This window comes from Armatimonadota bacterium, assembly GCA_023511795.1.
Classification (GTDB): Bacteria; Armatimonadota; UBA5829; order DTJY01; family DTJY01; genus JAIMAU01.
The window spans coordinates 22,072-35,494 of record JAIMAU010000014.1 but is presented as its reverse complement, the minus strand read 5'-3'; the positions used below and the strand labels follow the sequence as shown (position 1 = coordinate 35,494).

The window sequence follows — 13,423 nt, the reverse complement described above, 5'->3', positions numbered from 1 at the left end:
GAAAAGCTCTCAAAATAGACTTTGGCTTATTATATATTATTTTAAAGCTTACCTGCACGAAGTATTGCAATCATCAGCCAAAAGCCAAAAATTATAGAAATGCCAAATCCGATGAGTGCAATGATTGGATATCCGTGCCATAAAGGGCCTATTTTCGCGGCAACAATGAGAGCGGAGGCGACAATTGTAGCACTCGCTACTAGTGCAAATGAAAGGCGGTTGGCTGCTCTTTCGAGGGAACGCATAAGACCTTCCAATCCTTCGTGCTTAAAATTGATGCGGAACGAACCTTCAACCATTCGTCCTAGGAGATCTTGTGCTATGTCAGGAAGCGAGAAAAGGAAATTCTTAAATAAGACTAAGCTTTTATACGCTTGATTTGCTAGAATGTGGATGGAAAACTCTTCGCGCATAGCGCGTCTGACATAAGGGCGGGCTTCACCTGCAAAATCAAAATCAGGGTATAGTTGACGTGCTATTCCATCGATGTTTACTAGCACCTTGACCAATAAGAACATATTTGACGGCAATCGCACGTGGTTCTTTGCGCTGATTTGGAAGGCCCTCCGTAGAAGCTCTCCCATCCTGATTTCTTTTAGAGGAGCACCGTAGAATTGTCTAAGTGCCCTATCAATTTCAAGCTCGAAGGCTCTGCGATTTAGGTCTTGGGGATAGCTGCCTATTCGTAAAATTTCTTCTGCGAAGCCTGCAGAGTTTTCTTGAATGTATTCTGCTAACAAAATTGTGACAGCAGTTTTTAGGCGGTGATCTAGTCTACCCGCAATGCCGAAATCAAGAAGGCCAATTGCACAATCGTCAAGCACAACTAAATTGCCTGGGTGGGGGTCACCATGGAAAAACCCGTGTATAAAGATCATTTCCATAAAAGCCTTAGCTAGGTTCTTAGCCACATTTTTTCTATCAAGACCGCGCTCATCAAGTTCGCTGATGTCGGTGATTTTTATACCTGTGATTTGTTCAATTGTGAGCACTTTGGGGGTTGTATATTCCCAATACACCGTCGGAACGCGAACAAATTTCAACTCTTTCAAATTTTCCTTGATTCGGTCGGTGTTCCGTCCTTCATGAGTATAATCGAGTTCTTGGCGAATTGTGATGGCAAACTCTTCAACTAAGTCAGATATGCCTAATGTGCGCATGCGTTCAGAGTGTTGTTCCACAAAATGAGCAAGCCCCTGAAGTATTTCGAGGTCTGTTTCAATTATGCGGTGTATATCAGGACGCTGGACTTTTACTACAACTTTAGTGCCGTTTTTCAGTGTTGCAAGATGGGTTTGTCCAAGAGATGCAGCAGCAAGTGGGGTTTCATCGAAATGTTCAAAAATAGAATCTGGCGCCATGCCGAATTCCTCTTCGATGACCTTAAGAATCTTGTTAATTGGTACAGTCGGAGCGGTATCTTGAAGCTTCTCAAGTTCAGCGACGTATTGTGAGGGAATGATATCTGGGCGTGTGCTCAAAAGTTGTCCAAGTTTGATGAAAGTCGGCCCTAGTTCCTCTAGAGATTCCCTGACATCAGTTGGGTCGGGGAGAATTCCTTTGCCATGTGGTCGCAAATGAAAAAGTTCTGAGAGACCCAATTGGGCAAGAAGATGTTCCCATTGATGGCGTGCTAATACGCGCCCCATTTCTATGAATCGTGCTAGGTGTCGTCTTCTTTTTTCGAATACCACTGTACTTATCCGCTGCTCTATTGTGAGGGCTGACTATTCTGAGCCCTCCGACTTTTGCAGTTTTGAAGCAAGTTCTTCTAAGCGTTTTTCCAATTCGTCTATCTTTTTCTCTAGTGTTCCAATCTGTCGTCGGTCGGCTATATCTAGCTCTCTGAGCATTTGTCTAATCTGGTTGCGGATTTTTTCATTAAGATTTTTGCCTTGTTCTTCCGCTTTAGATATCCATTCCTCGAAGAGCTTCTTGCCTTCTTCGCTTGTTAGTTCGCCGCGTTCAACGAACTCATCAATCAGTTGCTTGGTTTTTTCTTTTGATAGAGCGGCTACTCCTAGCCCTATAAACATGAATCTGCGAAGGGTTTCAAACATGTGTACCGCACCTCCTCACTTAAGTAATTATAGTTTTTACCTTTAAGCTGCTAGAAGGGCTTTGGAGGTCCGCTAATCTCGGCGCCAGTATACCCTTGCTAGCTTTGTATCTTCTGACCAGTGGTACTCTACTTCGCCACGGTATGCTTTGTAAAGCTGCCGACCAATTCTTTGGGCAAGTTTTTCGTTGGTTGTCCAGACAACCAGTCCATCGTTGGAATGCTCAATATCTATGATGCGTTCAATTGGATTTATGGTCATTGCGCGTTCGTTTTCGTTGTTTAACAAGTTTACTATATCTTGTTCATGATTTTTTGCAAAATTGCCACTAATGTTAACTATTCCGCCGGGCATTCTATCGTGTATTTTTTGGCAGGCGGGACATAAAGTGTAAATAATCTTCTTCGCGTTTTTTAATAGTTTTGCCGCTTGGCTCTCCAACTGCCAGCGGTCTCCGGCGTATACACACTTGCATTCGCGGCAAACGGATATTTCTTCTGGCTTTTCGCGGTTCAGATATGGATCACCATAATCCTGGACATTCCTTCTGATGTGGACAACTTTTTGCTCAGATGACGCCATAATTGGTTCCTCCTGCAGATGAGTAATTAGAAAGCGTAAGTGCAAGGTCTTTTAGGTGAATTGGTGGAGTTGTTTGGTAGATGTATGCCATGTGGTTAGTTTTGCCTCGTTTCATAATCTTTAGAGGTCAATTATTGTTTACCCAGGTTTTTTTAATATAAAACAAGCTGAGCAAAATGCTACTTGGGCAGAGAAATTATAGCAAGGTTTTTTATCGGTGATTATCAAAAGTCTAAACAATGCATCGCCAGACAATTGTTTTTGTAGAAAGTCTTGGTAGACCTTTGGTTAGTATCTTACTTTTTGCAAAAATTGTGAAAATCTTTAGAAGCATAAATTGCTTCTATTTGAAATCCAATTTACTGTGCCTTATTTTGCTCTGGTAGTAGCTCAATAGTGTATTTGCTTGTCACGTCTACTATTTGGATAGAACGGCTGTGTGTAGAGCCCGGAACAGGAGGAACAGAAATTGGCGTCTCGATTTTCGTATGAATACTTCCATTGGCTGATATAAGTCTTCCGTTGCTTATATCGAAAGTTAACGTACTCTCGCCAGCTTGGCTTCCTCTGGTTCCTTCTTCTTGGCTTTGATTGGTTTCATTTATAGGTGTAGTCAACTTTTGTTTTATAATTGCCACTTGCCCATCTGATGAAGTTTTAATTTCTTCAAGCTGAAAATCAAGTTTTAGCTTTGATTTTGTATCAATCGGTAGCGGCATCTCGGCGGACCAAACATCTCCTGGGGCAATAGGCTTATCGGGTAGAATAGCCAATAGCAAAATCGATTCCACAGCTCCAAAATCAAGTGCATGGCGTCGCTTTGATTCTTTCTGATTTGAAATTGAAGAGCCAGAAATACTTCCATTGGGGTTCAATTGGATAGTTCTTACATCTTTTGATGGTTTGTATCCATAAATTGCCTTCCCAGAAATCTTCATGTACTCATCTTCGGTATCTATTGCAATCTCAACCTTGCCGTTCTCAAGAGTTTTTATGCAGCGCATTCGGATTATAGAAGTAAGTTGCATATCCAAGTCGCTTGTGGCCGAACCCGTTATTGTTCGCGTGCCTGTCATTTTTTGCACGATTTTATACCGATTAATCTTGCCAGGGGAAAAGGAGTACGCCAGCTTAATTCCTTGTTGTGGTGTGTTTGTTTGCTCTTCGGCTTTTATTGTTTCTGCCGCCAATGCTCCAAGTATGTACGCAGCAATTGTTAAGAACCATAAATGCTTCATGGCAACCCTATTATATTTTTCCTTGCCCATTCCGTCAATTGCGCAATTACAAAGTTTTATTAAGCCAATTTGCGCGGTATATAAATATTGAAATTGGTTGGTGATTGCAATGGGGGCTTGGAGAATTCCGCTTGCTATTTTAATGATTGCCTTTTTAGCAGGATTCTTTACCCAACGTGCTGTGATGGATACACAGGTGCGGACAATAGCGGATGTGAAGGCTGGAAACACCTGGGGTGGAACGGCTGTAATAAAGGGCAAGATAATTTATGCTTCTGATAATCATTTTATCTTGCAAGATTCCACTGGAAAAGCCGAGCTTGCCACTTGCCCTACATGGTACAAGCAAATTCCTCTTATAAAAGGAGAGGAAGCAATTGTTGTTGGCGAGGTTCTGAAGAATCCTTCGCTCCTTGGAAATTGTGAAATAATCCTAAGCGTTTATAAGATATTTACAGACCATGGAACAATTGTTGTGCGAGGTAGACCAGGCAAGCCTCCCTGGATGATGGCGTCTAGGCCTGCCTCCGATTAGCCTTAATTATTGATTGAGCTTTGCCTTACGGCTCGCCACAGAAAAACCTCTTTGTTACAGTCTTAAGAGGCTTTCCTGAGTTGTCTAAAGCTTTGATTTCTACGATATGCTCGCCATAATCAAGCTTTGAAGTGTCAATTTCAAAAGTAAAAGGCGGAACACTGCTTATTGCTTTACATTGACCATCGACCCACAAAGCGACAAATTGGAGTCCTGGAAGCCCCGAAGCATCGAGAGATAAGGTTATTTTCCCCGTTAACGTTGGCACAATTCTTTCCGTCATCTTTTTATATGCAAGGAAAGATTGGTGAAGCTGCTGTTTAATCCACTCTTTGTCGTAGCGCGGTAGCTTTATTCTAATGTGTGTAACTGGGAGGCCCAAACCGGGAAGATTGTCTAAAGCATGGTCTTGCTTTCCGATTAGCGGGGGCAGAGAGCGCCATATTTCATCACCACATTGAATATCCACCGAAAATGAGTTTTCTTTTGATTGGGGGTCATAGGCTAAACCTAAATAACCTGAGAAGAGCGGCGGTGTTCCTTCGAGCCATTGGCTGTCTTTTGAAACTGGTCCAACAACGCAAACTTGTGGTGAGTCACCTGATTCTATTGCGTGCTTAGAAGGTTGAATCATGAAACCGCCTCGCGTTTCAAAGTTAGAACCGTCTTTTTGCCCATTAGCAATAGGTGCTGTTGAGATTGTAATTACGCCAGTATGGTTAGTGTTGATTTGTCCTACGCCGGTGTACCCAGTGGCGTCGAAGCGCCCCACCCCATGAACTGGTCGCTTAACGACTGCTATTGTTTCTGTGCCATCTTCATAGATGGCGTCAACTTTTCCGCCTGTTTTATTTTCAAAAATAATCTCTTTTGCATAGCGTTTTGGAAGATGCACGAGGATTACAAGCACATCTCCAACGCAAGGTGAATACCCGGATGGCAGCGGAGCCAGCACACCTCTTTGCTCAAGAAAGACTTGATTGCCGACAAAAGGAGCGAGGTTTCGGAATATCGCGGTACCGGTTGGAATGTTGGTTACAATACCTGAGCTACCGGCGATGTGACCTCCAAAACCTCTTGGGGCTTGGGCAAATTCTCGAGGCAGAATGCTTATAATTAACGGTGTATCCCCTTGTTTTTCCGGAATGGCACCAACTTTAATGCGAATACCATGCACTGCAATTGCGGCAACTTTTCCCTCTTGTGCGTATTTGCTAGCCGAATAACCGCGTGATACTTTGGTTGCAGGTCTAGTCACTCGGCCAACAATTGTATACGAAGTTCCTTTATTAAGGCTGACTTCGACAGCGCCATCAGTACGATTGGCAATTCGTATTCTGTAAAGTTCTTGGCAGTCCTGTGAAAAGGCAAAGTTGTTATTAAGCAGTGCTCCACAAAGGGCGATGAGTAACGCTACCGTTACGTTATTAATCATTTGCATCATGTGGTGCAATCGCATCATTTGTAAATACTTCTTCCAAAATCTGCCACCATCCATAGTCTTCAAGATACACTAGATCAAAGAACATTATTCCTTGTGTATTGCGAAGGACCATATCAACCGCACTGCGGAACTTATCCGGTCTTTGCTTGTAGTCGAGCAAGTATAGACTGCCGTACACATTGCTGGCACCGCTAATTGCCTTCATTGAAAGTTGACATGCTGCCTCAACGCTGAGGTTTTCATTGCCTTTGGCTGAGCGTGCTTCTTCTTGTGTTACATCGGGGTAGTAGCAACCTGTGCAAATGTAATCGAAGAGCTCTGCAAAGCCTGTTTTATTGTAATCTGCCGTCATCCATTCATAGCCTGGGTGGAAATTCTCACTTCCCCAATTGACTCCGACATCAAAATAGGTATCGTACCAGGAGCCAACATAAACTCCGATTTTAATTTTGGGATTAATGGAACGCACAAGATGCACAGCATCCCCTGCGAAGTTTTTGATTTGCCAAGCCCGCCACTCGAGCCATTCTTTGTAATAGCGTCCGCGGATAATTTTTTCATCATTGCTTAAAATGAGTATGTCATCTGGCCAGCGAAGGTTTGAAATGCCAATCCATTTTTCAAAAGCCATCTTGCTTATGGGGCTAAAATCAGCATAAAGATTTGGATAGCGCATCCTATCGAATACTATGCCATCAATGTTGTAGCGATGGGCGATTTCCCTGATAATTCTAAGCTCATATTCTCTTGCTGGGCCGATAGGGTTAACAAACACGCCGAATGTTTCATGCCGTGAGTCTTGCATGAGCGAGAACTTAGGAGGATTTCCGCCTTCATATGTTATTGCTTGCCACTCGGGTTGAGAATATGCAGGACCTCGATTCCATTTGCGGTGGCCTTCAGAAAAAACATTAATGCAGGCGTGTACTGGAATCCCTGATGAGTGTCCTTCCTCAACCATTGTTTGCAGAAGGTCGAACGACTGAGGATAAAAATGTCCCTTGACCTCTTTGAGTCTTGGGGCAATTTCACTAAGATAAAGTACTTCACCGCTGAGAGGTTTGACATCCACTATAATTGTGTTAATTCCTGCCCGGGAGGCTTTTCTTACTACTTCAGCGACGCCCTTTCGGGTTGATAGCTGTATGCTGTTTGCCTCGGCATCACACCACAGTAACCTTGCTTGCTGCTTTAAGTTGCTCATTGTATTTTTTAGCCTCCGTTCGCAAAAACTTTAAGTTATCAAAGGATTAGACTATTGACGTCTTTAGTTGGACTTTGCTGCCGATGCGGAAGCAGTTGTACCTGCAGGCCGAATTATCAAAGTGGCAGGGTATGCCGAACCCGAGAGGGGCATCGTTCGAATCGAGACTGTTCTAGTTTTTCCTGCTGGAATAGTAATCTTATCGAGACAAATTTCTTGAGGAGGTTGAAGTGATTTTATGCGCACCGGCCGCCCATCTACGAAAAATACCCCGCTCGCAATACCGGCTGTCGCTTCGAAAGCGATTTCTACAGTGTGGGATGTCATCAAAGGATTTTCAAGCGTAGCTTTTATATCATAAATAACTCCGTAGTTTCCAAAAAGCCATCTATCCTTTTCGGAATTCTTCAGGGCGTCTTTGCCAATCCTAAAGAAAACCCATGGCTTTCCTGCTAAATAAGTTAGCTCCAATTTTTGCATAGGGTTTGGATATATATGGTCGGATATTTGAAATTTAGCAAGGTCTATTCCGTCTAAAGACAATGGGATGTTACGCTTATCCTCAATTTGGCGCTGATCTTCGGGTTTGGCAATAACACGAACAATAAGTGGATCACCAGATAGTTGCCTAAACTCGATAATTCCGCTGGCGGTATATGGATGATCAAGAGGTTGGCTTACAATCACGCGCCTTGATTCTTTTCGCAGTTCGATAATTCGGCCTACCATTGTCCGGTGGTTTTCAAGAAATTCATTGCCCGCTTTATACCCAACAAGCACCGTATCTAGCATGGGAGGCGAGACTCCCTCAATTAGGTGGAGGCTCGCTGAATTTGTTGAAGGATTCAATATATCTACTACAAAACCAATGCGTCTGCCCATCATATTCTGGTGGTGGTATAACAGGCGAGTTGCTTCTTGGTTTTGGAGTATTTTGCCAGTATAAAGCACTTGGTACTTCCAAATTCGCTCTGGGTCATTGCTATACATTATTGAGGATGCGTTTACATAGGACAAGGGTCTGTTTTCGATGTGCACCTGCGTTGTACCTTTAATGGGGATGTGATTGCCTCCTCTTGCTTCTATTTCAACGGGAATTTGAATTCTCTGTCCTGGCAAAGGACTTGAGGAGATTTTAGGCATGCTTAGCGAACTGACAAACGCACCAGGTTCCAAAATCACTGCTGAGCGAGCAGCATCTTCTGCAGCTTGTTTGGTCAAAGAAATTGGAACATTTGAGCCGGTAACAACTGTTGTTGCACTGCTCATTATTTGGGCGGCATATTTCTTTACATACGCCTTAATTATTACGCTAAACTCAGCACATCTTAGGGTAATTTCAGTTTCACCAAGTTGAAGCCCTTTAATCACCAATGAGCCTGGTTTTAAGGCATCTACAGATACAATTGCTCCATTGGATACTTGAGCCGTAACGGGTTCGGGAAGAAGAGATTCCACGTTTACAATGCGCGTTTCGCCTATCGGTATTAGAAGCTCAGTAGGCGATGCGCTTAGAGGCGGCAGACTCAATGCTTCGCGAATATTACGCACCCAGGCGCTAGCAAGTTTGGCTGGCGTTGTACCTTGTGCTTTTGCTTCGCTAGGGGTGGCAATAGCAATCATAATGTCACCGGCCATAAGCCTGGCGGATTGCCCGGTTAACTTGTAGGAAAGAGCCATTGGGTTTAGTCCCTTTTGAACTAGTCCGGCAAGTCTTTCAGTGGCTAGCGAAGCTCTTTGGACTGGTGAAAGATTGCCGTTAGAGGTTCTCAGTCGAATGACAATTCGCTTATTAACTATTATGCAGGCTCCATTTGGTTCTGGCTGAAATGTTACACGGGGAGTGAAGCCGGCGAATACAGTTATACATGGAGTATTTAAAGCCAGGACACATATGGCAATCCAGGTGCGTTTAGCAAAAATCATTTACTCTGTTACCTCCCAAACATTTTGTCTAAATCATGATTGGAGAGACAAACTACAATAGGGCGTCCATGTGGACATAGGTATGGATTACTTGTGTGTTTTAAATCGCTTATTAACCTAGCCATTTCCTCATGTGAAAGTTTGTCCCCTGCCTTTATTGCCATTTTGCACGCCGATGTTGTTATTAAGGCTTCTCGGCGCACTAAAAGACGGCGGGTAATTGTTAGCTCGGTTAGCTCCTCAATCATGTCTTTTAATACCCGCTCATAATTTTTATCCACAATTATCACAGGTATTGACCGTACAATAAATGAATCTTTTCCAAAAGATTCGATCTCGAAGCCAAGAGCACGAAAATCATCAAGCTTGTGTTCTATTACAAGTGCTTCTCTATGGCCCAAGTTAAGTGTCAATGGAACAATTAGGCGCTGAGCATGGACCTTGCTATACATATTTGAAAGCTGGTCATAAAGGATGCGTTCGTGAGCAACATGTTGGTCTATTAATAATATTCCGGCTGGGGATTGTGCAATAATGTATAAGTTTCTTGCTTGAGCTAATACTTCAGCGCTTTCCAAAGGGTCTATTTTCGCTGCTGTTTCTTTCTCTTCTGTAAACCCTTCCTGCGTGATTTGTGGGACAAACAATTCTTTTTTCTGCTGCTCAAGCTTGCTTGCAAGAGACATTCGGAACTCTTCTAGTTCATCCGTGGTTGATCGTGAAAGCTTCTTTTGATACGTTGGCGTGAATGTCGGTCTCCGAATGTTTAAAGCTGAGGGGAGAAGATCCTCTGCATTTGGAATAATATTGCTTGAAGAAAGTGCGTCGCGAATGCATGAAATTACGATATTATGAACTTCCCATTCTCGAGCGAATTTAACTTCAATTTTTGTTGGATGAACATTTACATCCACAAATTCAGGCGGGACGTCAATGAAGCAAATTAAAAGTGGGAATCGCCCTTGCGGGAGGATGCCTCGATATGCTTCGTCAAGTGCATGGATAAGATTTCGATTTCGCACAAAGCGCCGATTAACGAAAAACAGCTGTCCGGACCGGTTTGCCTTTGAGTATGATGGCTTTGAAATAACCCCGTAAATCTTGTAAGGTCCTGCTTGGCTGTTAATTTCAACCACTGCCTCTGCTGCGTCTCTTCCAAAAACCGTAAGGACTGCGTCAGTTAGGAGATTCGAGCTTGGCGAGCGAAAAATAACTCGGTCATTATGCGAGAGAGTTATATCTACTTCACCGTGAGAAATGGCGAACCGGTTTACAAGCTCGGTTATATGTCCTAGTTCTGTTTGGGCTGTTTTGAGAAATTTCTGACGCGCTGGAAGATTGAAAAACAAATCTTTGACAAGCACAGATGTACCGGGTGGAGCGCCAATATCGGTGACCTCCTCAATCTTGCCAGCAACGCATGTGATTTTTGTGCCTAAATCTTCTTCTGATTTTCTCGTAACGATTTCTGTGTGTGAAACTGAGGCAATGCTTGGGAGGGCTTCACCGCGGAATCCAAGAGTACGAATTGAAAAAAGGTCGTCAGCTGATTTGATTTTCGATGTTGCATGCCTTTTAAGGCTTAGCACAGAATCTTCTCGTGACATGCCGATACCATTGTCGGTTACTCGAATCAGTCGCTTGCCTCCGTCTATCAGGTCAATTCTAATCTCGGTAGCGCCTGCATCCAAGGAGTTTTCTATAAGCTCTTTAACAACAGAGGCTGGTCGCTCTATTACCTCGCCTGCTGCGATCTTATTTGCAGTGTTGTCATCGAGAATGTTTATTATGCTACGCTGTGCTCTTGTCTCCATGCGGCTTACTTCTTTAGTCGTTGTTGCATTTCGTAAAGTTTTGTGAGTGCTTCGATGGGCGACATCGTGCTAATGTCAAGCTCCTTAATTTCTTGAATGACCGGATGGTCCTCAACTTCGAAGAGTGTCAGCTGTAGTTTCTCGGTTCGAGTTGGAATCTTCAAGTTTTTGTCCAATATTCCTTTGGTCGTGCCGTTATTTTCCAGACTCCAAAGTACCTCTTTTGCCTTTTCAATTACTGACTGGGGAAGCCCGGCGAGACGTGCAACTTGAATGCCATAGCTTCGATCTGTACCCCCAGGCATGATTTTTCTAAGCCACACAATCCTATCGCCCTCCTCTTTTACAGCTATACGGTAATTTTTGATACCTGAATATGCATTCGCGAGGTCGTTCAGATGGTGGTAGTGTGTGGCAAAAAGCGTCTTTGCGCCTATGCTTATTATGTATTCGGCAACTGCCCATGCTATCGAGAGTCCATCAAAAGTGCTTGTCCCCCGCCCTATTTCATCGAGAATGATTAAGCTTCGGTCAGTTGCGTTGTTAAGTATGTTGGCGGTTTCGGTCATCTCGACCATAAATGTGCTTTGGCCCGAGTAAAGTTCGTCGTGTGCTCCGACCCTTGTGAATATTCGATCAACAATGCCGATGTGTGCAGATTCAGCGGGGACAAAGCTTCCCATTTGCGCCATCAATACAATTAAAGCCGTTTGCCGGAGATATGTGGACTTTCCTGCCATATTGGGACCTGTTATTATTAAGAGTTGGTTTTCTTTGCAGTCCAGGTGGCAGTCGTTTGGTACGAAAAGCTCATCTGTTTGCATCCGTTCAACTACGGGATGTCTTCCATTCTTAATGTGAATTTCTGTGCCATAGTCGACCTTTGGCTTGCAGTACCGGTTCTCAGCTGCAACCTCAGCTAGTGAGCATAAGACGTCGATTTGGGCAATTGCTCGTGCAGTTTTGAAGAGACTTTCAGAATTCTTTGCAATTTGGTCCCTAATGGTGCAGAAGAGGTCGTATTCAAGTTGAACGGCTTTTTCTTCTGCTCCTAGCACCATCGCTTCATATTCTTTTAGCTCTGGAGTTATAAACCTCTCTGCACCCACCATTGTTTGCTTTCGGATGTAATTTTGGGGCACGAATTTGAGGTTTGCCTTGCTAACTTCGATGTAATAGCCGAATACCGAGTTGTATCCAACTTTGAGTGATTTAATCCCTGTCCGTTCGCGTTCCTTTGCTTCTAGTCCAGCAATCCATGCTTTTCCATCTTTGCTAGCAGCCCTCAAAGTGTCTAATTCTTGATTAAACCCTGGTTTGATGATATTGCCGTCTCTCAGAGTAGCCGGCGGTTCTTCCACAATCGAAGATGATATTAAATCTGTGATATGTTCGTGTGAACATAAGTTTATTTGCAGGTTGTTTAAAGTAGGGTTTTGAGAGGCCTCAAGAGCCTTTTTAAGCTCTGGAAGGACTTGGAGTGAATTCCTTAGGGCAATTAAATCTCGCGCATTGGCAGCTCCGGTAACAATACGTGATGCGAGGCGTTCGAGATCAAATATTTTCTGCAACAGCTCTCGAACCTGAGTGCGCATCATTAAGTTGCCGTAAAATTCTCCCACTGCGTCGAGTCTTTTTTGAATTTCATCTACATCCAACAACGGTTGGTCGAGCCATTTCTTTATGAGTCGCCCACCCATTGCAGTAATTGTGCGGTCTAAAATTTGCAAAAGGCTTTTGCTCCGAGTACCGTCGGACAGTGAATGAGTTAGTTCAAGATTACGTCGGGTTGCTGGGTCAAGGACCATATATTTCTCGGTTGAATAGGTTGAAAGCGAGCCGATATGATTTAGAGATGCAGGCTGGGTGCTCTCCAGATACTTCACGACCATTGCCGCAGCGTCAAGTCCAGCTGTATAATCCTCGCACCCAAAGCCGCGAAGCGACGTTGTGCCAAGTTGTTTAAGAAGGATATCCCGGGGGGACATAAACCCATCGAGATTGAACTCAGTTAACCTTGCACGACAGACTGCCTCTATTTTACTAGTAAAATCTTTTGCCTCCTCGGGAATGAGTATTTCTGCTGGTGAGAGCCGATTTACTTCATCGAGAGTTCTGGCTTCGGCGTTCGGGCCACTAAGCTCGGTTATCAGAAATTCACCAGTGGAGATATCGCTAACCGCTAATCCAAAGACTCCATTCCGAAATGCGACTGAAACTAGGTAGTTGTTGCTTTTCGATTCTAGCATAGAATCTTCGATGACGGTGCCAGGGGTAACAACGCGGGTAACTTCACGTTTGACAAGACCTTTTGCGAGTTTCGGGTCCTCGACCTGGTCGCAAATAGCAACCCGATAATCTTTGCTTATAAGTCGGGCGATATAGCGTTCAACAGAGTGGTATGGTACGCCGCACATAGGGATTCGCCCAGCTTTTCCTGCGTCACGTGATGTGAGCGTTATCTCTAGCTCTTTAGCGGCAATTTCGGCATCTTGGCCAAACATTTCGTAAAAGTCACCAAGCCGGAACATAAGGATTACATCAGGATATTCCTTCTTGATTGCCATATATTGTTTGAGCATGGGAGTCAATTTGGAGTTCATTTTAGTTTCCCGAGCAA

Annotated in this window: 10 protein-coding genes; 1 reads left to right on the top strand and 9 read right to left on the bottom strand. The window is 43.8% G+C overall.

Annotated features, from left to right (window positions below; genetic code table 11):
• Positions 1-41: 41 nt before the first annotated feature.
• From K6T99_10605 to K6T99_10590, 4 genes are all read right to left on the bottom strand, one after another.
• Positions 42-1,694, bottom strand: coding sequence for an AarF/ABC1/UbiB kinase family protein (locus K6T99_10605; GenBank protein MCL6520272.1), 1,653 nt, complete (start codon positions 1,692-1,694; stop codon positions 42-44).
• Between the two features lie 33 nt (positions 1,695-1,727).
• Positions 1,728-2,060 carry a phasin family protein gene (locus K6T99_10600; protein ID MCL6520271.1) on the bottom strand — a complete coding sequence of 111 codons (333 nt, stop codon included), beginning with the start codon at positions 2,058-2,060 and terminating at the stop codon, positions 1,728-1,730.
• 72 nt (positions 2,061-2,132) lie between these two features.
• The gene (locus K6T99_10595) at positions 2,133-2,642 is read right to left on the bottom strand and encodes an ATPase (protein ID MCL6520270.1); all 510 of its coding nucleotides are present in this window, start codon (positions 2,640-2,642) and stop codon (positions 2,133-2,135) included.
• A gap of 359 nt (positions 2,643-3,001) precedes the next feature.
• On the bottom strand, positions 3,002-3,880 hold the full coding sequence (locus K6T99_10590; protein ID MCL6520269.1) for a hypothetical protein: 879 nt from the start codon (positions 3,878-3,880) through the stop codon (positions 3,002-3,004).
• A gap of 109 nt (positions 3,881-3,989) precedes the next feature.
• On the opposite strand from K6T99_10590, the gene K6T99_10585 reads away from it, so the two are divergent.
• Entirely contained in the window at positions 3,990-4,415 is a 426-nt protein-coding gene (locus tag K6T99_10585) for a hypothetical protein (GenBank protein ID MCL6520268.1), read from the top strand.
• Between the two features lie 25 nt (positions 4,416-4,440).
• Here the strand turns inward: K6T99_10585 and K6T99_10580 are convergent, their stop codons facing one another.
• The 5 genes from K6T99_10580 to mutS form a co-directional block, all read right to left on the bottom strand.
• On the bottom strand, positions 4,441-5,877 hold the full coding sequence (locus tag K6T99_10580; GenBank protein MCL6520267.1) for a hypothetical protein: 1,437 nt from the start codon (positions 5,875-5,877) through the stop codon (positions 4,441-4,443).
• Positions 5,843-7,063, bottom strand: a complete 1,221-nt coding sequence (locus tag K6T99_10575; protein ID MCL6520266.1) for a family 10 glycosylhydrolase — start codon at positions 7,061-7,063, stop codon at positions 5,843-5,845. Before K6T99_10575 ends, K6T99_10580 begins: the two co-directional genes overlap by 35 nt.
• 63 nt (positions 7,064-7,126) lie before the next feature.
• Positions 7,127-8,989 carry a pilus assembly protein N-terminal domain-containing protein gene (locus K6T99_10570; protein MCL6520265.1) on the bottom strand — a complete coding sequence of 621 codons (1,863 nt, stop codon included), beginning with the start codon at positions 8,987-8,989 and terminating at the stop codon, positions 7,127-7,129.
• Between the two features lie 8 nt (positions 8,990-8,997).
• Positions 8,998-10,803 (bottom strand): DNA mismatch repair endonuclease MutL, encoded by a 1,806-nt coding sequence (gene mutL / locus K6T99_10565; GenBank protein MCL6520264.1) that lies wholly within the window; start codon positions 10,801-10,803, stop codon positions 8,998-9,000.
• A gap of 5 nt (positions 10,804-10,808) precedes the next feature.
• Positions 10,809-13,406: a DNA mismatch repair protein MutS gene (gene mutS / locus K6T99_10560; protein MCL6520263.1), complete on the bottom strand. Its 2,598-nt coding sequence runs from the start codon at positions 13,404-13,406 to the stop codon at positions 10,809-10,811.
• Positions 13,407-13,423: the final 17 nt, after the last annotated feature.